17 protein-coding genes are annotated in these 18380 nt (G+C 66.4%); 3 read left to right on the top strand and 14 right to left on the bottom strand.

Annotation, left to right across the window (positions count from 1 at the left end):
* Nucleotides 1–18: 18 nt before the first annotated feature.
* The 3 genes from AC51BJ_RS14220 to AC51BJ_RS14230 all read right to left on the bottom strand — a co-directional run bounded on the left by AC51BJ_RS14220 (nucleotide 19) and on the right by AC51BJ_RS14230 (nucleotide 1705).
* On the bottom strand, nucleotides 19–399 hold the full coding sequence (locus AC51BJ_RS14220) for a Rid family detoxifying hydrolase (RefSeq protein WP_496280658.1): 381 nt from the start codon (nucleotides 397–399) through the stop codon (nucleotides 19–21).
* Nucleotides 400–512: 113 nt separating this feature from the next.
* A complete protein-coding gene (locus AC51BJ_RS14225; protein ID WP_496280659.1) occupies nucleotides 513–1247 on the bottom strand; it encodes an SPOR domain-containing protein in 735 nt (244 codons plus the stop codon).
* On the bottom strand, nucleotides 1244–1705 hold the full coding sequence (locus AC51BJ_RS14230; RefSeq protein ID WP_496280660.1) for a DUF2802 domain-containing protein: 462 nt from the start codon (nucleotides 1703–1705) through the stop codon (nucleotides 1244–1246). Before AC51BJ_RS14230 ends, AC51BJ_RS14225 begins: the two co-directional genes overlap by 4 nt.
* An 86-nt stretch (nucleotides 1706–1791) precedes the next feature.
* On the opposite strand from AC51BJ_RS14230, the gene AC51BJ_RS14235 reads away from it, so the two are divergent.
* Complete coding sequence (locus AC51BJ_RS14235) at nucleotides 1792–2556, top strand: YdcF family protein (RefSeq protein WP_496280661.1); 765 nt, start codon at nucleotides 1792–1794, stop codon at nucleotides 2554–2556.
* A 21-nt stretch (nucleotides 2557–2577) separates the two neighbouring features.
* Here AC51BJ_RS14235 and AC51BJ_RS14240 read toward each other — a convergent pair whose 3' ends face one another.
* From AC51BJ_RS14240 to AC51BJ_RS14275, 8 genes are all read right to left on the bottom strand, one after another.
* The gene (locus AC51BJ_RS14240) at nucleotides 2578–3318 is read right to left on the bottom strand and encodes an SDR family NAD(P)-dependent oxidoreductase (protein ID WP_496280662.1); all 741 of its coding nucleotides are present in this window, start codon (nucleotides 3316–3318) and stop codon (nucleotides 2578–2580) included.
* A gap of 19 nt (nucleotides 3319–3337) precedes the next feature.
* Nucleotides 3338–4144, bottom strand: coding sequence for a thiazole synthase (locus tag AC51BJ_RS14245; RefSeq protein ID WP_019916558.1), 807 nt, complete (start codon nucleotides 4142–4144; stop codon nucleotides 3338–3340).
* Nucleotides 4145–4147: 3 nt separating this feature from the next.
* The gene (gene thiS, locus AC51BJ_RS14250) at nucleotides 4148–4366 is read right to left on the bottom strand and encodes a sulfur carrier protein ThiS (RefSeq protein ID WP_019916557.1); all 219 of its coding nucleotides are present in this window, start codon (nucleotides 4364–4366) and stop codon (nucleotides 4148–4150) included.
* Nucleotides 4359–5309: a lipoyl synthase gene (gene lipA / locus AC51BJ_RS14255; protein WP_430435302.1), complete on the bottom strand. Its 951-nt coding sequence runs from the start codon at nucleotides 5307–5309 to the stop codon at nucleotides 4359–4361. Before lipA ends, thiS begins: the two co-directional genes overlap by 8 nt.
* Nucleotides 5310–5364: 55 nt before the next feature.
* The gene (locus tag AC51BJ_RS14260) at nucleotides 5365–6477 is read right to left on the bottom strand and encodes an acetoin dehydrogenase dihydrolipoyllysine-residue acetyltransferase subunit (RefSeq protein ID WP_496280663.1); all 1113 of its coding nucleotides are present in this window, start codon (nucleotides 6475–6477) and stop codon (nucleotides 5365–5367) included.
* Nucleotides 6477–7487 (bottom strand): alpha-ketoacid dehydrogenase subunit beta, encoded by a 1011-nt coding sequence (locus AC51BJ_RS14265; protein ID WP_304000567.1) that lies wholly within the window; start codon nucleotides 7485–7487, stop codon nucleotides 6477–6479. Before AC51BJ_RS14265 ends, AC51BJ_RS14260 begins: the two co-directional genes overlap by 1 nt.
* 32 nt (nucleotides 7488–7519) lie before the next feature.
* Nucleotides 7520–8494, bottom strand: a complete 975-nt coding sequence (locus AC51BJ_RS14270; protein WP_304000568.1) for a thiamine pyrophosphate-dependent dehydrogenase E1 component subunit alpha — start codon at nucleotides 8492–8494, stop codon at nucleotides 7520–7522.
* 139 nt (nucleotides 8495–8633) lie between these two features.
* On the bottom strand, nucleotides 8634–9713 hold the full coding sequence (locus AC51BJ_RS14275) for an ATP-NAD kinase family protein (protein WP_496280664.1): 1080 nt from the start codon (nucleotides 9711–9713) through the stop codon (nucleotides 8634–8636).
* A gap of 297 nt (nucleotides 9714–10010) precedes the next feature.
* Between AC51BJ_RS14275 and AC51BJ_RS14280 the strand changes: the two genes are divergently transcribed.
* Nucleotides 10011–12125 carry a sigma-54-dependent Fis family transcriptional regulator gene (locus AC51BJ_RS14280; protein WP_430435307.1) on the top strand — a complete coding sequence of 705 codons (2115 nt, stop codon included), beginning with the start codon at nucleotides 10011–10013 and terminating at the stop codon, nucleotides 12123–12125.
* 261 nt (nucleotides 12126–12386) lie between these two features.
* Here AC51BJ_RS14280 and AC51BJ_RS14285 read toward each other — a convergent pair whose 3' ends face one another.
* The 3 genes from AC51BJ_RS14285 to AC51BJ_RS14295 all read right to left on the bottom strand — a co-directional run bounded on the left by AC51BJ_RS14285 (nucleotide 12387) and on the right by AC51BJ_RS14295 (nucleotide 16044).
* On the bottom strand, nucleotides 12387–12809 hold the full coding sequence (locus tag AC51BJ_RS14285; protein ID WP_430435308.1) for a c-type cytochrome: 423 nt from the start codon (nucleotides 12807–12809) through the stop codon (nucleotides 12387–12389).
* A gap of 268 nt (nucleotides 12810–13077) precedes the next feature.
* A complete protein-coding gene (locus AC51BJ_RS14290; protein WP_496280665.1) occupies nucleotides 13078–14769 on the bottom strand; it encodes a pyrroloquinoline quinone-dependent dehydrogenase in 1692 nt (563 codons plus the stop codon).
* Between the two features lie 78 nt (nucleotides 14770–14847).
* Nucleotides 14848–16044, bottom strand: coding sequence for a porin (locus AC51BJ_RS14295; protein WP_496280666.1), 1197 nt, complete (start codon nucleotides 16042–16044; stop codon nucleotides 14848–14850).
* Between the two features lie 401 nt (nucleotides 16045–16445).
* Here AC51BJ_RS14295 and thiC point away from each other — a divergent pair, with 401 nt between their 5' ends.
* A complete protein-coding gene (thiC, locus tag AC51BJ_RS14300; RefSeq protein ID WP_496280667.1) occupies nucleotides 16446–18374 on the top strand; it encodes a phosphomethylpyrimidine synthase ThiC in 1929 nt (642 codons plus the stop codon).
* Nucleotides 18375–18380: the final 6 nt, after the last annotated feature.

The following is an 18380-nucleotide window of genomic DNA, read 5'->3' on the forward strand; positions in this document are numbered from 1 at the left end:
AAGCCCGGCCAGGCAGTGTCAGTCGATCACCAGCACCGCATCGACCTCGACCAGCGCACCACGCGGCAGGGCCGCCACGCCGACCGCGGCACGCGCCGGGAAGGGCTGGTTGAAGTAGCGGGTCATCGCCTCGTTCACCTTGGCGAAGTTGCCGAGGTCGGTCAGGAACACGTTCACCTTGACCGCATTGTCCAGCGTGGCGCCGGCAGCAGCGGCCACCGCCTTCAGGTTGTCGAACACGCGGGTGATCTGCGCGTCGATGCCGTCGGCCATGGTCATCGTGGCCGGATCGAGACCGATCTGCCCCGACATGTAGACGATGTTGCCAACCTTGACCGCCTGCGAATAGGTGCCGATCGCGGCGGGTGCGTCGGGGGTCGAAACGATGGTGCGCGACATGCGAAGTCTCCGGAGACGTTGTGGGTGAGTTCTGGCAGCGTAGCGCCTCGGGGGGCGTCACGCCGGACGATGCCGGATTATCGCGGATTCGGTGGCGACGGGGGCGTCGGTGCTCAGCGCGGAGCCGAAGCCGGCCGCAGCGCAGTCGGCGGCCCGCTGTCCATGCCAAGCGCGCGCAGGCGCTGACGTGCCTGGTCGGCCTCGGCGCGCGACTTGAACGGGCCGATGTGCACGCGCGCCTCGATCTGCGACGGAATGCCGTTCAGCGCAAGCCGGGCGCGGATCTCTTCGGCATTGGCGACGTTGCTGAATACACCCACCTGCACGACATAACCGGAGCCGGCCAGCGCCGGCGAGCGGGCGATGGTCGGTGCCGGCTGCGGCGCTGCGTCGGCCGGCGCGGCAGCCGGCCTGGACGGCGCCGCAACGGAGGGCGCTGCGCGGGTCGGCAGCGGCGCACCCGGTCTTGCGGTCGATTCGGGCAGCGCCGGTTCCGGCGATGCAGCCGGAGCCGGCTGCGCATCGGCGGCGGCATCGGGCAGCGGCGGCGGGGTGTCCTGCATGGACGCCGTTGTCGCGTCGACCGCGGGCGTCTCCTCGGGCGGCAGTGTCGGAAGCGCCGTGGCCTCCTCGGCCGCCGGCGTTTCGGCAGGCGGCGGCGTAACCGCGGCCACCGGTTCGTCGTCTATCTCCGGGGCGCGACGGCTGGCGTCGAACAGGGCGAGCCCGCCGATCAGCATCGCGATCAGGCCGCCGGCGACGATTACCCGGCGCAGCAGCGCGCTGCGCTGTTCGGCCGCCTCCTGCTCGTCGTTGCCGCGCACAGTCACGCTGTCAGTCGCACTCATGTCCTGTCTCCCATGCCACGGCTCTGCGCCAGCGTACGTACCAGTTCGGCTTCGCCGACCGACATGTCGCACTGCTCGGCGATGTCCTCGGCACTGAGGCCGCGCGCCGCCAGCGACAGCGCCTCGCTGTACTGCGGCGCGACCGGCGGCAGCTGATTGACGGTTTCGAGACGGCGGCTGACGCCGTCCAGCCTGTCCTCGATCAGGTCGAGCCGCGTTTCCAGCGCCTGCATCAGCGGCGCCAGCCTGGCGTCGAGCAGCATGTCGAGTTCGGCCTGCAGGTCCACCGGTGGTGGTGGCGGCACGGGCGCCTCCGGTACGGGCGGCGGTGCGGCTTCGGCAGTGCGGCGGGCGTTGAGCATGGACAGGCGCACCAGCGCATAGCCCATGTAGGCGGCGAGAATGACCAGCGCGAGCAGCGCCGCTTCCTTCCAGCCGAGTGCCGACAGATCGATCAAATCCCCGCTCCGTGTGGTCTGCGCGCGCGTCCTGCGCTTGCGGCGTGTTGGCCCGGATAATAAGGCTTTTTCACTGGCACGCGCCCATGCCGAGTTCCTTGCTGTTCCTGTTGAAGAAGACCGTGTCGGTGTTACTGCTGCCGCCGACCAGCCCGCTGCTGCTGGCCGTGCTCGGCCTGCTGCTGATGCGCCGCCACCGCCGCATCGGCATGACGCTGGCCGCCACCGGCGTGCTGACGCTGTATGCACTGTGCCTGCCGGCGCTGGCCGGATGGCTGGAGCGCACGACCTATTTCAGCGGCCCGGCGCAGCCATTGACGGGTGCCGGCGCCATCGTCGTGCTCGGTGCCGGCACCGCCGACAATCTGGTCGACTATGACGGACAGACGGTGAATGGCTGGGCGCTGGAACGCGTGCGCGCCGGTGCGCGGCTGGCAAAGGAGAGCGGCCTGCCGGTGCTGGTCAGCGGCGGCGTGGTGTGGGGCGGCCGCCCGGAAAGCGAGCTGATGCGAGAGGCGATGGAGGATTTCGGCGTGGACGTGCGCTGGGTCGAATCGGCTTCGCGCGACACCGCCGACAACGCGCGGCTGTCGGCGGCGCTGCTGCGCGACGCCGGGATCACCCGCGTCGCGCTGGTGACGCATGCGATGCACATGCGCCGCTCGATGGAGGAATTCCGCCGCGCCGGGCTGGACCCGGTCGCAGCGCCCACAATGATCCGCCGCCCCGGCACATGGGAGTTCAACGACTTCGTCCCGTCGTCGCGCGCGCTGCAGCAGTCAGGATGGGCGCTGCACGAATGGCTGGGCTGGCTGGCGCAGAAACTGCGCCCCCACGTCCCCAGCCCCTGATCCCTAGCCACTAGCTCCTGTTCAGAGCTTCGTCCCGCCGCTGACGTCGATCACCTGACCGGTGGTCCACGCGCCATCCGGGCCGACCAGGAAGGACACGACGCCGGCCACGCGGTCGGGCGTGCCAACGCCGGCCAGTGCCTGCATCGACTGCACCGCCTCCGCGCCGCCGTTCTCCAGCAGGCCGGTGGTGAGCCGTGTTTCGATCACGCCGGGCGCCACCGCATTGACCGTAATGCCGCGCGCACCGAGCGAGGCGGCCAGCTGCAGCGTCAGCACGTCGACGAAGCCCTTGGTCGCCGAATAGGCCGGGATGCCAGCGAAGGCGGTGCGGGCGACGACGCTGGACAGGTTCACGATGCGGCCGCCGTCGCGCAGCTTCGGCAGCAGGTATTTGGTGACGAAGAACAGCGAGCGCATGTTCACGTTCGACAGGCGGTCGTAACTGCCTTCGCTCATGTCCTCGATGGCTTCGAAGGGCGCGATGCCGGCGTTGTTCACCAGCACGTCGATGTGCGGCTCGCCCAGCGTGTCGGCCAGGTATTGGGGGCCATCGGACATCGACAGATCGGCCTGCAGCAGCGACGCGCTGCCGCCGGCGCGCTCGATCGCCGCGCACACGTCGCGCGCTTCGGCAGCGCCGTGGGCGTAATGGACGACGACGTGAAAGCCGTCGCGCGCCAGGCGCTGGGCGATCGCCGCGCCGATGCCGCGCGAGGCGCCGGTGACCAGCGCGACACGGCGCTTCTTCGATGCAGACATGGTGATTCCTCCCTTATGTTTATTGGATGAGGCCGGTTTGCGGTGACGAGGCCGCGGCCCGGTAAGGCAGCTTTTCCATGCGACCGGCGAGGAAGGCCTCGCGGCCGGCGATGACGCCGTGGCGCATCGCCGCCGCCATGCGCACCGGGTCGCGCGCGTGCGCGATGGCGGTGTTCATCAGCACGCCATCGCAGCCCAGTTCCATTGCCACCGCGGCGTCCGACGCGGTGCCGATGCCGGCATCGACGATGACCGGCACCTTGGCGTCATTGATGATGATTCCGATGTTCCACGGGTTCAGGATGCCCATGCCGGAACCGATCAGGCTGGCCAGCGGCATGATGGCGACGCAGCCCATGCTTTCCAGCACGCGTGCCTGTATCGGGTCGTCCGAGCAATAGACCATGACGCGGAAACCGTCGCGGATCAGCGTTTCGGCGGCGCGCAGCGTTTCCGGCATGTTCGGGTAGAGCGACTTCGGATCGCCCAGCACTTCGAGCTTGATCAGGTCGTGGCCGTCGAGCAGTTCGCGCGCCAGGCGCAGCGTGCGCACCGCGTCGTCGGCGGTGTAGCAGCCGGCCGAATTGGGCAGCAGCGTGTAGCGCCCGGTCGGCAGCACGTCGAGCAGGCCGGGCTCGCCGTTGTTGCGGTTCAGCGGCGTGCGCCGGATCGCCACGGTGACGATGTCGGCGCCGCTGGCGTCGAGCGCACGGGCGGTCTCGTCCAGCGTGCGGTACTTGCCGGTACCGACCAGCAGGCGCGACGCAAACGGCTGGCCGCCGATCACGAGCGGATCGGTCAGCGGCGTATCAAGGGGTGCATTCATGGTCTAGCCGCCTCCGACGGCGATGACGATTTCGACGCGGTCGCCCGGGCTCAGCGCCGCATGGTCGAACACGCTGCGCGGCACGATTTCGCCATTGCGCTCGACCGCGATGCGCTTGCCGCGCAAGGCCATGCGGTCGAGCAGGTCGCCCACCGTGCGCGCATCGTCGAGCGGCTCGTGCTGGCCGTTCACGATGACGGTGTGGGCGCTGGCGTCAGCCATGGTTCTCATGCGCGGCGTGCAGCACGTCGGCACGATAGGACGAGCGCACCAGCGGGCCGGCGGCGACTTCGCTGAAACCCAGTTCGAGCGCGATGTTGCGCAGCGCGTCGAAGCGCTCCGGCGTGATGTACTCGATCACCGGCAAATGAGCCGGCGACGGCCGCAGGTACTGGCCCAGCGTCAGCAGGTCGCAGCCGTGCGCGCGCAGGTCGCGCATCACCTCGACCACTTCCGCCTCGGTCTCGCCCAGACCCAGCATCAGGCCGGTCTTGGTCGGCACGCCGGGGAAGCGCTGGCCGAAGTCGCGCAGCAGCCTGAGCGAACCTTCGTAGTTCGCGCCCGGCCTGACCTCGCGGTACAGGCGGGGCACGGTTTCCATGTTGTGGTTGAACACGTCCGGCGGCGACACCGCCAGCGCGTCCAGTGCGGCCGCCTCGCGACCGCGGAAATCGGGGGTGAGCACCTCGATCGTGATGTCGGGGCTCAGTGCGCGGATGTCAGCCATGCACTGCGCGAAGTGCGCAGCACCCCCGTCGCGCAGATCGTCGCGATCGACCGACGTGATGACCACGTAACGCAGCTTCATCGCCGCCACCGTGCGCGCCAGGCGCTGCGGTTCGTCGGCATCGGGCGGCAGCGGCCGGCCGTGCGAAACGTCGCAGAAGGGGCAGCGGCGCGTGCAGATGGCGCCGAGAATCATGAAGGTCGCCGTGCCGCGGCCGAAGCACTCGCCGATGTTCGGGCAGGCCGCCTCTTCACACACGGTGTGCAGCGCGTGGTCGCGCAGCACGCCCTGCAGCGCGCGCACCGCCGGCGTGTCCTGGTCGCGGCCGCGCAGCCAGGCGGGCTTGGTCGGCGAGGCGACATCCTCGCGTACCTTGACCGGAATGCGGGCGAGCTTGTCGCGTCCGCGCAGGCCTTCGCCTGCAACAGCTGTGCTCATGATGGAATCCGTAAAAATGGCCGCCGCAGGAGAGGCTGCGGCGGCCGGTGGTGCATCAGCCGATGAACTCGCCGATCAGCTTGTTCACTTCGCCTGCCGCTTCGAGCTGGACCATGTGGCCCTGGCCCGGCATCACCTTCACGGTCGCGCCCGGGATCGCCGTGGCGTGAGAGGACGGGATGACACGGTCGTTTTCGCCCCAGATCACCAGCGTCGGCTTGCCGGCCGCGGCCGAGGCAAGCTGCTCGGCCTGACGGCCGCCGGCGAACAGGCCGCCGGCCAGCGTGGCGAGCGCGCTGTCGACGCCTTCGAGGCGCTTGAACTTGAGCATGTCGTCGATCATCGAACGGGTGACCAGCGACTCGTCGGAATACAGCTGCGCCAGCACCGGCTTCAGCGCGTTGCGCGAAGCGGCAGCGACGAAGCCGTCGATGTAGGCACCGTTGATCTCGTTGCCCAGACCGGCGCTGGCGATCAACGACAGCGACTTCACCTTGTTCGGCGCGCGCTTGGCAATCGCCAGGCAGACGCCGCCGCCCATCGAGTGGCCGGCCAGGTGGGCGCATTCGAGACCGACGGCGTCCATGAAGCCGATCACCACTTCGGCCAGACCGTCGAGCGAGGCGATGCCGGTCACCTTGGTCGTGCTGCCGTGACCCGGCAGGTCGAGCGCATACACCGCACGCGACTCGGACAGCGGCGAGTGGTTGAACAGCCAGTTGTTCAGATCGCCACCGAAGCCGTGGACCAGCAGCAGCGGGTCCTTGCCGGCAGCGTCCTCACCGAGCTTGAGGTAACGCACTTCGACGTTGCCGACCTTGACCGTCTGCGTCTGCGGACCGGAATCGGCGTCGTCGGCGGACGGCGGCACGAACTCGGCCTGGAAGCGGGCGATCACCGCGTCGATGTCGGCATCGGACGCGCCCTTCTCGGCGACAATGCCGAGCAGCGCGCCGACCGGCAGCACTTCGTCCGGCTGGGCAACCTGACGGCGCAACACGCCGGACACCGACGCCTCGACGGCGCCGGAAATCTTCTCGCTCTCGACCTCGATGATTTCCTCACCCGGGTCTATCGTGTCACCGACTTCCTTCAGCCACAGGTTGACCTTCCCCTCCTGCATGGAAAGGCCCCACTTGGGCATGGTGACGGTATGGATTGCGGACATCAGCGGTACTCCTTGACCTTCATCACGGCTTCTTCGATGCGTGCCGGACTGGGGATGTAAAGATCTTCAAGCGAAGCGGCGAACGGCACCGGAACGTGCGGTGCAGTCACCATCTGGATCGGCGCCTTCAGTGCGCCGAAAGCTTCCTGGGCAACGAAGCTGGAAATGTCCGACGCCATGCTGCAGCGCGGGTTGGATTCATCGACCACGACCAGACGGCCGGTGCGCTCGACGCTCTCCAGAATCGTGTCGGTGTCGAGCGGCGAGGTCGTGCGCGGATCGATGATTTCGCACTGGATGCCCTTCTTGCGCAGGTTGCCGGCGGCTTCCTTCGCGTAATGGACCATGCGACCCATCGCGACGATGGTCACGTCGTCGCCTTCCTGCACCACGGCGGCTTCGCCGAAGGGGACGATGTAGCTCTCGGCCGGCACGTCGCCTTCCATCGTGTAGAGCGCCTTGTGCTCCAGGAAGATGACCGGGTCGTTGTCGCGGATCGACTGGATCAGCAGACCCTTGGCGTCGTACGGGTTCGACGGGATGACCACCTTCAGGCCGGGGATGTGCGTGAACACGTTGTACAGACACTGCGAGTGCTGGGCGGCGGCGCGGAAGCCGGCGCCGTACATCGCGCGGATGACGACCGGGGTCTTGGCCTTGCCGCCGAACATGTACTTGAACTTGGCGGCCTGGTTGAAGATCTGGTCGAAGCAGACGCCCATGAAGTCGATGAACATCAGTTCGGCGACCGGACGCAGGCCGTTGCAGGCCGCACCGACGGCAGCGCCGACATAACCCGATTCCGAAATCGGCGTATCGAGCACGCGGCCCGGATGCTTCGCGTACAGACCCTTGGTCACGCCGAGCACGCCGCCCCAGGCGTCGTTCTCGCCGGGCGAGCCTTCGCCACCGGCGACGTCCTCACCCATGATGATGACGCTCGGGTCACGCGACATTTCCTGATCCAGCGCCTCGTTGATGGCCTGCTGGTAAGTGATCTTTCTTGCCATTCTGTTTTCTCCTGTCGGCGTATGGCGCGGGTTCAGTACGAGATGTAGACGTCGGCCATCAGGGCCTCGGGCGGCGGCAGCGGATCGGACTTCGCCTTCACCACCGAGTCGTCGATCATCGTCTTCACTTCGCGGTCGATGGCTTCGATGTCAGCCATGGTCAGTTCGCCGCGCGAAGTCACGCGCTTGGCGAACTGCATCAGGCAGTCCTTGGTTTCGCGCAGCTTCTGCACTTCGCCCGGCGCGCGGTAGGTCTGCTGGTCGCCTTCGAAGTGGCCGTAGTAGCGCGACAGCTTCACTTCGAGCAGGGTCGGGCCGCCGCCTTCACGGGCGCGCTTGATCGCCTCGCCGGCCGCTTCGTACACCGCGAAGAAATCGAAGCCATCAACGATGACGCCCGGCATGCCGAAGGCGCTCGCGCGGTCGGCGATGTTCTCGACAGCCACCGAGAAGGTGCTGGAGGTCGCCTCGGCGTAGCCGTTGTTCTCGGCCACGAAGATGACCGGCAGCTTCCACACCGAAGCGAGGTTCATCGCTTCGAAAATGGTGCCCTGGTTGGACGCGCCGTCACCGAAGAAGCACACGCCGACGTTGTTCTCGCCGCGGATCTTGGACGCGAGTGCGGTACCGCAGATCAGCGGGCCACCGCCACCGACGATGCCGTTGGCGCCGAGCATGCCCACCTCGAGGTCGGCGATGTGCATCGAGCCGCCCTTGCCCTTGCAGGTGCCTGTGGCCTTGCCCCAGATCTCGGCCATCATGCCGACGGGATCAACGCCCTTGGCGATGCAGTGGCCGTGACCGCGGTGGGTCGAGGCGATGTAGTCGTTGCGGTTGAGGTGCATGCAGATGCCGGTCGCCGAAGCTTCCTCGCCTGCATACAGATGGACGAAACCGGGGATTTCGCCGGTGGCGAAATCGACGTGCACGCGCTCCTCGAAATCGCGGATGGTGCGCATGGTCCGGTAAGCCTGCAGAAGGGCTTCCCTGTTCAAAGGACTGGTCATGAGTGCTCCTCTTTGTTGTGGACAGAAATGCCCGCGGTTCTCCGGCAGCTGCGGGCGGATGGCTGATCGAGCCTGGGGCGGAGCGCGGCGCCGTCGTTGGCGCCGGCTCCGTGGAGAGCGATGAGCAGGAGCGCGCGCGTCATGCGGCACCTCCCGCGTAGTGGCGCAGCAGTCGGTGCTGCGCCGCATGGGTGAGCGTGGCGGCGACGTCGATGGTCTGCGGGCCGTTCGGGTCGAGGCTGATTTCGATACGGCTGCCGGTGTGAAACTCGATCTCGCGCTCGCCATCGAGCGCGATGGTTCCGCTGCGACCGGTCAGCACCACCGGCTCGTGCGGCGACAGATGCGCGTAGTCACGCACGCCGACTTCGGCCACCAGGCCGGGTGCGATCGCCGCATGTACGCGGCGCGGCGTGTCGCCGGTCGGCGCGCAGCGCACGTGCAGGCCGTGTGCTGCGGCGCGCGTGACCGGTTCGAGCTGACCGGCGATGGCCGACAGGCCGATGCCGTCGGCGGCGGCGAAGGTGACGAACAGTTCCTCGACCAGCGCGCTGTCCCAGACGGCGCGCGAGCCCACGTACTCATGACCGGTGAAGCAGGCGTCGACCAGCGCGATGTCGTCGCGGTCGTCGCAGCGCACGCGCAGCAGCTTGTTGCGGCGCAGGCCGGCCGCGGCCGGCACCGCGCCGGTGGCGATCAGGCCGGCGGCCAGCCCGGCCACCGTGGCCTCGCGCATTTCCGGAAAGGCGTTGTTGGTGCCGGTGGACAGCGCCAACAGCGGCACCTGGCCGCAGCGCTTGGCCACCGCGCGATGGGTGCCGTCGCCGCCGAGCACGATGATCGCGGACACGCCCGCCGCACACATCGCCTCGGTGGCGTGCAGCGTGTCGTCGATCGATTCGGACACGGTCATGTCGATGAAGCGCACACGACGCCCTTCGGTCGACCGGCCATCGAGGCCGAGCGCGCGATACACCAGGCCGGAGATCGAGCCCTTGTCCGGCATGAGCAGCACGTGCTCGACGCCTGCCGCTTCGAGGCCGGCGATGGCGCGCACGATCATGCTGGCCTTCTCCGCGTTCGGGAACACCGAAGCGCGTGAGGTCAGACGACGGATGTCCCTGCCCGATGCCGGGTTGGCGATGATGCCGACGCTGATCGGGCGGGAAGAACTGGGCGACACGACGATGCGACTCCTGAACGAGGTTTGAGCCCTCATTGCATCTGTCGTGCCAGCGCCTCGTCGCCAATCGGCGTTCCGGCGACAAGCCGATGATTCGTAAGCAGTCTGCAGTGCGCATCGTCATAGAGCCTGGTCGCACCGTCCGCATGAACCACGTCGTGAGACGCCGGACATCCGGCGCACTGAGACAGCTGTCTCAGTTTTCGGAGACATTCGTCGCGTTGCTTTCGGACGCTGCAGGGCCTAACCTCACGCAACAAAAAGGGAAACCTGCCCGCACACGGCAACAACCGGTGACGGGGGGTTCGAAAGTCCACCACGGAGGAGACGGACATGAGACAAGGTCGAGAAATCGCCGACCATGTCGGACGCGTGATGAACATCGTCGAAGGACGATCGCGCCCGGCACAGACTGACCCCGCTTACGAGCGCCTCACGCGCTCCTGGCGCAGGTCGCTCAACAAGCACTCCATCGATCCGGGGCTGTCGTCGGTACCCAAGGTCGTCACCGCCTACGAGCTGCGCGAGCACCGCGAGCGCATCGAAACCTTCATGCGCATCGCCCGCGAAGGCGTCGAGCGACTGCACCACGAGCTGCTGCCGGCCAACTACTGCGTGCTGCTGACCGACGCCACCGGCGTCACCGTCGATTACCGCACCGTGCCGGCGCTGGAGAAGGAGTTCAAGGACGAGGGCTTCCGCAACGGCACCTGCTGGGCGGAAGAACACGAGGGCACCTGCGGCGTCGGCACCACGCTGGCCGACCGTCAGCCCACCCTGGTCCACCGTGGTGAGCACTTCCGTTCGCACAACACGCAATTCACCTGCAGTTCGGCACCGATACTCGGGCTGCAGGACGAGCCGATCGCCGTGCTCGACGCCTCGGCGCTGTATTCGCCGGACGCCCGCGAGAGCCAGCTGCTGGTGTTCCGCATGGTGTGCGACAAGGCGCGCCTGATCGAGGACGCCTACGCGCACTACAGTCTGCGCACCTACTGGACGCTGCAGCTCGGCCAGGTCGCCGAATTCATGCCGGTCGAAACCGACTACCTGATCGCCTTCGACGACGACGGCCGCATCGTCGGCGGCAACCGTCGCGCGCGCCAGGAACTGATCAATCACAACGGCCGCCACGCCGAGTTCCTGCACGACCTGTTCGAGTGCACCGCCAGCGACATCATGGTGTCGGCGCACGCCAGCCCGGGCACGCCCTTCCCGCTGCGCATGATGGCCACCGGGCGCCGCCTGTTCGCCGTGCTGCGCGCGCCGAACGCGCGTTCGCTCGCCCAGGTCACGCTGGCGAAGCCGGTCATCACCGCCGACGACGTGACCGCCCCGCGCGGCTTCCGTCACCTGGCGCTGGGCGATCCGCGGGTCAAGGCCAACGTGGCCTGCGCCGTGAAGGTGGCCAACCGCGACATCCCGGTCATGCTGCTGGGCGAGACCGGCACCGGCAAGGAAGCGTTCGCGCGCGCCATCCACGACTTCAGCGACCGCGCCAAGCAACCCTTCGTCGCGCTGAACTGCGCGGCGATTCCGGAAAGCCTGATCGAGAGCGAACTGTTCGGTTACCGCGACGGCGCCTTCACCGGCGCCCGCAGCAAGGGCGCCAAGGGCAAGATACTGCAGTCGGACGGCGGCACCCTCTTCCTCGACGAGATCGGCGACATGCCGCTGTCGCTGCAGAGCCGCCTGCTGCGTGTGCTGGCCGAAGGCGAAGTGGTGCCGCTGGGCGCCGAACAGCCGACGCCGGTGAACCTGCACGTGGTCTGCGCCACCCACCAGGACCTGCCGGAACTGGTGCGCCAGGGACGCTTCCGCGAAGATCTGTTCTACCGCCTCAACGGCGCCAGCTTCATGCTGCCGCCGCTGCGCAACCGCGAGGACAAGCGCGAACTGATACAGCTGGTGCTGCGCGAGGAATGTGCGGCGATGGGCCGCGAGGAACTGCGCATCCCGGAAGAGACGATGGCCCGCCTGCTGAGCTACGACTGGCCGGGCAACATCCGCCAGCTGCGCCATGCCATCCGCTACGCCTGTGCGATCGCCGACGGGACACAGGTCACCATCGAGCACTTCCCGCAGGAACTGCGCACCAACAACCACAGCCCGCGCGTCGCGCTGCAGCCGCCACCGCAGCAGCAGCAGATTCCGCAGCCGGCGCAACAGATGCCCGCGATAGCGTCACCGCAGCCTGCCGCGCCGCGCAGCGTCGGCGGTGCAGTGCCCGATCCGTGCGAACTGCGCGACGGCGAGCCGCTCAACGAGGCCTGCCTGCAGCTGCGTCAGAAGATGCTCGATGCGCTGCGCCGCAATCACTGGCGCGTGACCGAAACGGCGCGCCAGCTCGGCATGTCGCGCGCCACTTTCTACCGCAAGATGGCCCGGCTGCGCATCGTCGCGCCGAACTATCTGGACGGTGAGGAGCGGATGGTCGAGAACGGCTGAGTCCGCGGCATGGACGAGAAAAGGGGCGCTTCGTGCGCCCCTTTTCTTTTGCACCTGCGTGAGTAGCGCCTCACTGCTTCATGCGTCAGAGGACCGCTCCCGCATGAAGTCCGACTGGGCGGACGTGCTCCAGTGGGAGCGGCCTTGGCCGCGACGCGGCGCCTGCGGGCAGCAGTCCTGGATACGGAGCGCCATCGTAAAGCCGCCCACGGATTCAGCGAAAGCGGGCGGACGCTCCCGCGTTCCGTGGAACGCCAACGATCACTGCGTGCCGAGGAATTTTATGTAGGCGACCAGTTCCCAGATCTGGTCCGGCGAGAAGGCCTGGCCCCAGGGCGGCATGATGTCGGCGCCACGGCGGCCGTGGAAAATGGTCTTGAATGCCTCTGCGTCCGGCAGGTCCTTGCGACCCTTGAAATCGGGAGCACGCCCGCCGACGCCTTCGGCGCCGTGACAGTAGCCGGCACAGGTCTTGTTGAAACGCTTCTTGCCGGCGGCGATGCGGTCGGGGTCGGTCAGTTCGAACGACGGCTGCGGCAGCGCCTCGGCGGCACCTTCGGCATTGGCGAGCACCGGCGTGCTCAGAGCCTGCAGCACGAGTGCGCTGCCCGCAAAAACGACCGTCCGAAGACCGGCGGAGATGGAGAAGGCACGGGTCGTGCCGCTGAGCTTGCGTGTAGTCATGGTTCTGCTTTCCTGCCCGGTTGAAACAATGGTTCTGATCTTTATGCACACATTGAACCCACCTGTCCCGAGGCGGGGATGCGCCATCCGATCGAACCTGTCTGCAGGCTCAACGCGCGGGACGGCGGGAGGGTTGAATCTGGGCATGCGACGAGGGAGTCTGCACAAAAAAAGACAGGCGGTCACTCCCGTTACCGCCCGTAAATGAGGAGACTTACAACACTCCGCCGTGTGTCCGCACGACGGGGTGGGTGACGCATTTACTTCCTTACTCCAACGTGAAAGCCACCATCGCCGCGCCACCCGGCAGATCCTTGATCTGCGGGAAGGCACCGGCCAGGAAGCCCGGGGCATGCGAACCGAGACCGGTCGGGAACACGATGTACTGCTTGCCCTTGACCGAGTAGCTGACCGGGCCGCCACGCAGGCCGGAGCCGGCATTGAAGGTCCACAGTTCCTTGCCGGTGTCGGCGTCGTAGCCGTAGATCTTGCCTTCCATGTCGCCGGTGAACACCAGGCCACCGGCGGTGGTCAGCACCGACGACAGCGGCGGCAGGTCGTACTTGATCGACCACTTGCGCTTGCCGGTGATCGGGTCACGTGCATCCAGGCGACCGTGCGGCTTCGTACCCGGCGGCGGCACCAGCTTGATCGACTCGATGCCGAGCGACAGCGAGGACACGGCCTTCAGGTTGTCCGGGTCGTCCTTGCCGGCGACCACTTCGTTACACACTTCCATCGCGTGCGAGTACCACAGGCCGGTGCCCGGGTTGTAGGCGCCGTGGTTCCAGCTGCGCGCACCCAGCAGGTTCGGGCAGAAGGTCTTGGTCTTGTCGATTTCCGGGTAGATCGGATCGATCAGCGCGCCGGTCTTCGGGTCGATGCCCTTGACCCAATTCACGTTCTCGGCGAACTGCCACACGTTTTCGAGCTTGCCGTCCTTCTTGTCCATCACGAACACGAAGCCGCCCTTGTTGAGGTGGACGATGACGTCCTTGCCGTCCTTCTGCACCACCAGCGCTTCGTACGCCGAGTCGTAGTCCCACGAATCGTTCGGCACTTCCTGGCGATGCCACTTCACCTTGCCGGACTTCGGATCGAGTGCCAGCAGCGTCGCGGTATAGAGGTTGTCGCCCTTGCGGTCGTAGTTGTAGTAGTCGGGTGCGGCGTTCGACGTACCGATATAGATGGTGTCGGTCTTGGCGTCGTAGGTACCCGGCATCCATGCGCTGCCGCCACCGACCTTGCCGCTGTCGCCCGGCCAGCTCTTCGGATCGTTCTTGATCACGTCGAAGGTCCACACCGGCTTGCCGGTGTCGGCATTGACCGCGTAGATCTTGCCCGAGATCGGCTGGTCGCCGCCGGTGGTGCCGCCGAACAGCACGTTGCCGGCCAGCTGCGGCGGCGCCGAGAACAGCGCGCCGTACTGGTTCTTCGGATCGGTGAGCTGGGTCGACCACACTTCCTTGCCCGTCTTCTGGTCGAGCGCGATGAAGCGGCCGTCCAGCGTGCCGACGTACACCTTGCCGCGGCCCACGGTCACGCCGCGGCTGGCGGCGCCGTAGAACACCTGGTCGACGATCTTGTCGAGCTTGGGCGCGTATTGCCAGATGGTCTTGCCGGTGGCGGCGTCGATGGCCCACACGTTGTTGTTGGCCGAGATCGAGTACATCACGCCGTCGATCACGATAGGCGTGGCCTGCAGACCGTGCGTGATGGTGCCCGGCTGGTGGATCCACGCCACCTTCAGCTTCTTCACGTTGTCACGGTTAATCTGGTTCAGCGGGCTGAAGCGCCAGGCGTTGCTGGTGCGGTGGTACTGCGGCCAGTTGTTCGGGTCTTCGAAGCCGGGGCCGCTCTGCGCAACGGCCGGGCTCACTGCAAACACCGACAGCATCGACGCAGCGGCTACGGCGGCGGCGGATGCGGTCAGGCGGAACTGCTTGCGAATCGAATTCATCGATCAGGTCTCCTTGGTTTTTAGAATGCGGCGGCGGGTTTCCACACCCTGCCGCCGTTTACTGCAGACGCGAGCGTCTTAGAACATGAAGTTCAGACCGACGTTGAGCAGCGTGCTCTTCTCACCCGCCGTCACGCCCGCTGCGACGATGCTGGTGCGCAGGGTTGCGCCCGGGTCGGCATCGGCGAAGGCGGCCTGAATGTACAGCGTGGTGTCGGGGCGCCACTGGTAGTCATTGCTGATCACGATGAACTTGGTTTCATCGCTCTTGTTGGCGTCGTCCTTGTTGAGATAGAAGGCGAGCGTAGCCGAGTTCTTGGCGCTCCACTTCCAGTCCAGGCCGGTACCGAAGCCATTCACGTCAAACTGCTGGTTGCCCGCCGTGTTGTCGTTCTTGGCGTTCATCCAGTTGTTCTTCCAGGTGAAGTCGCCGAACGGGATGGCGAAGCCGAGCGAGGTGTGATCGACCACCTTCTTGCCCGACTGCTCGTCGTGGAAGGCCTGGTAGGAGCCGGACAGCGTGATCGGACCGTTGTAGGTCAGACCCAGCGCGTAGGCGCTATTGTCCTTGAAGTCGCCAGCCTGACCGCCGAAGGAATACAGCACACCCATGGTGACCGGACCCCAGGTGTTGCGGTACTGCACGGCGTTGTTCATGAAAATGCCAACGTCGTTGTTCGTGTTGCGACCGCTGCCGTTATTCGGGTTGAAGGTCGTGAACAGCTGACCGTAGGCCCAGGCGTACAGGTTGGAGAACTGCTCCTTGAACGCACGCGGTTCGGTGCCGATGTGGGCCAGCAGCGCCGGGCCGTACTGACGGCCGAGGGTCAGGCTACCCCAGTCGCCGCGCACACCCAGGTTGGCCTGACGACGGAACAGCGGGGTATTGACGCCGCCGGGGCCGGTGCCCGATGCGTCGCCGGTGCCGTGCAGGAAACCGTTGTTGGTGTCGAAGTGCGATTCGAGGTTGAAGAAGGCAGTCAGGTTCACGTCGAGCTCGCGCTCGCCCTTGAAGCCGATGACCGTCTGACGCAGGCCGCTGGTTTCCATCGACGTCTTGCTGTCGCCGGTCGCGTTGGCATCGCTGTTGTAGAGCATGCCGACGTCGATGATGCCGAACATCGACAGTTTGGTACCACCGAATTCGCCGATGACGATGTCGGCCATCGCCGGCGTCGACATCACACAGAGTGCGGCCACGGCGGCAGCGCCGGCCGTGAGCTTACGGGTTTGGGTAAAGGTGCTGTTCAGCGACTTGCGTCCAGTTCTTGTCATGTTCCCCTCCTAGGTGATGCTGTTGATTGGTCCTGGTTGAATGCGGCGCCTGCATGTTCGGGTCACCGTCGGAGGGCTTAAGGCAGCATTCATGCCACTGAAGCAATTGCCCGCAAACCCGCATGGATACTGGGGGTATGCCCCGGAGATCGCGGAGGGCTGCGACAGATGTACGGGTGAGACGCCGGAAAGCTGCGACAGCTGTCTCGACATCGGGAGGGGTGGCGGTGAGATAGTTGAGACAGCCGGCGCACACGCCGCAGGCAGGGGCTTACGGGCACGACCGCCCGGCCACGTTGCGTGGCCTGGAACTTGCGTTGTCGTTCCGACGAAGTGCGATGCACGCACCCCTCGCATACCCAGACGAAGAAAACCGGACTGCAGCAAGAACAGGAGTTTCAATGAACGCCAAAGACACCTTCCTCGCCGACCAGGCACACGTGGACGAAGCGGCGATCGCGCCGCTGCCCAATTCGCGCAAGATCCACATCGAAGGCTCGCGCCCGGACATTCGCGTGCCGATGCGCGAAATCTCCCAGGCCGATACGCCCACCGGCTCATTTGGCAACACCAGCGGCGAGAAGAACCCGCCGGTCTTCGTCTATGACTGTTCCGGCCCCTACACCGACCCCAAGGCCTCGATCGACATCCGTCGCGGCCTGCCCGCACTGCGCGCCCGCTGGATCGAGGAGCGCGGCGACACCGAACAGCTCACCGACCTCTCCTCCGAATTCGGCCGCATCCGCGCAGCCGATGCCGCACTCGACGACCTGCGCTTCCCCGGCCTGCACCGCCACCCGCGCCGCGCCAAGGCCGGCCGCAACGTGACGCAGATGCACTACGCCCGCCAGGGCATCATCACGCCGGAGATGGAGTTCATCGCCATCCGCGAGAACATGAACCGCGCCGCCTACGTCGAGAGCCTGCGCGCCACCGGCCCGACCGGCGAGAAGATGGCCAAGCTGCTCACCCGCCAGCACCCGGGCCAGAGCTTCGGTGCGTCCATCCCGGCCGAGATCACGCCCGAGTTCGTCCGCGACGAGGTCGCCCGCGGCCGCGCCATCATCCCGAACAACATCAACCACCCGGAGAGCGAGCCGATGATCATCGGCCGCAACTTCCTGGTGAAGATCAACGCCAACATCGGCAACTCGGCCCTCGGCTCCTCGATCAACGAGGAAGTCGACAAGATGACCTGGGCCATCCGCTGGGGTGGTGACACGGTGATGGATCTGTCCACCGGCAAGAACATCCACGAAACGCGCGAGTGGATCATCCGGAATTCTCCGGTGCCCATCGGCACCGTGCCCATCTACCAGGCGCTGGAGAAGGTCGACGGCAAGGCCGAAGAACTCACCTGGGACATCTTCAAGGACACGCTGATCGAGCAGGCCGAACAGGGGGTGGATTACTTCACCATCCACGCAGGCGTCTTGCTGCGCTACGTGCCGATGACCGCCAACCGGATGACCGGCATCGTGTCGCGTGGTGGTTCGATCATGGCCAAGTGGTGTCTGGCTCACCACAAGGAGAGCTTCCTCTACACCCACTTCGAAGAGATCTGCGAAATCATGAAGGCCTACGACGTGGCCTTCTCGCTCGGTGACGGCCTGCGCCCGGGCTCGATCTTTGATGCCAACGACGATGCGCAGCTCGGAGAACTGAAGACGCTCGGCGAACTGACCGACATCGCCTGGAAGCACGACGTGCAGGTGATGATCGAAGGTCCGGGTCACGTGCCGATGCATCTCATCAAGGAGAACATGGACCTGCAGCTGGAGTACTGCAAGGAAGCGCCCTTCTACACGCTGGGCCCGCTGACCACCGACATCGCCCCGGGCTACGACCACATCACCAGCGGCATCGGTGCGGCGCAGATCGGCTGGTACGGCACCGCCATGCTCTGCTACGTGACGCCGAAGGAGCACCTGGGTCTGCCGGACAAGGACGATGTGAAGGAAGGCATCATCACCTACAAGCTGGCCGCCCATGCCGCTGACCTCGCCAAGGGCCACCCGGGCGCGCAGATCCGCGACAACGCGCTGTCAAAGGCGCGCTACGAGTTCCGCTGGGACGACCAGTTCAACCTCGGTCTCGATCCGGACAAGGCGAAGAGCTTCCACGACGAGACGCTGCCCAAGGAGTCCGCCAAGGTGGCGCACTTCTGCTCGATGTGCGGCCCGCACTTCTGTTCGATGAAGATCACGCAGGACGTGCGCGACTTCGCCGCCAAGCAGGGCCTCAACGAGGAGGACGCGCTGCAGAAGGGCATGGAAGTGAAGGCGGTCGAGTTCGTGAAGTCGGGCGCGGAGATCTACCAGAAGGTGTGAGGCGGA

This window comes from Methyloversatilis sp. S146-33, assembly GCF_059552495.1.

What these genes read in the sequence shown, in the direction of transcription:
- AC51BJ_RS14220 (WP_496280658.1), bottom strand. Translation starts at nt 399, where the DNA reads ATGTCGCGCACCATCGTTTCGACCCCCGACGCACCCGCCGCGATCGGC.
- AC51BJ_RS14225 (WP_496280659.1), bottom strand. Translation starts at nt 1,247, where the DNA reads ATGAGTGCGACTGACAGCGTGACTGTGCGCGGCAACGACGAGCAGGAG.
- AC51BJ_RS14245 (WP_019916558.1), bottom strand. Translation starts at nt 4,144, where the DNA reads ATGAATGCACCCCTTGATACGCCGCTGACCGATCCGCTCGTGATCGGC.
- AC51BJ_RS14275 (WP_496280664.1), bottom strand. Translation starts at nt 9,713, where the DNA reads ATGAGGGCTCAAACCTCGTTCAGGAGTCGCATCGTCGTGTCGCCCAGT.
- thiC (WP_496280667.1), top strand. Translation starts at nt 16,446, where the DNA reads ATGAACGCCAAAGACACCTTCCTCGCCGACCAGGCACACGTGGACGAA.
- AC51BJ_RS14260 (WP_496280663.1), bottom strand. Translation starts at nt 6,477, where the DNA reads ATGTCCGCAATCCATACCGTCACCATGCCCAAGTGGGGCCTTTCCATG.
- AC51BJ_RS14265 (WP_304000567.1), bottom strand. Translation starts at nt 7,487, where the DNA reads ATGGCAAGAAAGATCACTTACCAGCAGGCCATCAACGAGGCGCTGGAT.
- AC51BJ_RS14295 (WP_496280666.1), bottom strand. Translation starts at nt 16,044, where the DNA reads ATGACAAGAACTGGACGCAAGTCGCTGAACAGCACCTTTACCCAAACC.
- AC51BJ_RS14235 (WP_496280661.1), top strand. Translation starts at nt 1,792, where the DNA reads ATGCCGAGTTCCTTGCTGTTCCTGTTGAAGAAGACCGTGTCGGTGTTA.
- AC51BJ_RS14285 (WP_430435308.1), bottom strand. Translation starts at nt 12,809, where the DNA reads ATGACTACACGCAAGCTCAGCGGCACGACCCGTGCCTTCTCCATCTCC.
- AC51BJ_RS14240 (WP_496280662.1), bottom strand. Translation starts at nt 3,318, where the DNA reads ATGTCTGCATCGAAGAAGCGCCGTGTCGCGCTGGTCACCGGCGCCTCG.
- AC51BJ_RS14270 (WP_304000568.1), bottom strand. Translation starts at nt 8,494, where the DNA reads ATGACCAGTCCTTTGAACAGGGAAGCCCTTCTGCAGGCTTACCGGACC.
- lipA (WP_430435302.1), bottom strand. Translation starts at nt 5,309, where the DNA reads ATGAGCACAGCTGTTGCAGGCGAAGGCCTGCGCGGACGCGACAAGCTC.
- thiS (WP_019916557.1), bottom strand. Translation starts at nt 4,366, where the DNA reads ATGGCTGACGCCAGCGCCCACACCGTCATCGTGAACGGCCAGCACGAG.
- AC51BJ_RS14290 (WP_496280665.1), bottom strand. Translation starts at nt 14,769, where the DNA reads ATGAATTCGATTCGCAAGCAGTTCCGCCTGACCGCATCCGCCGCCGCC.
- AC51BJ_RS14280 (WP_430435307.1), top strand. Translation starts at nt 10,011, where the DNA reads ATGAGACAAGGTCGAGAAATCGCCGACCATGTCGGACGCGTGATGAAC.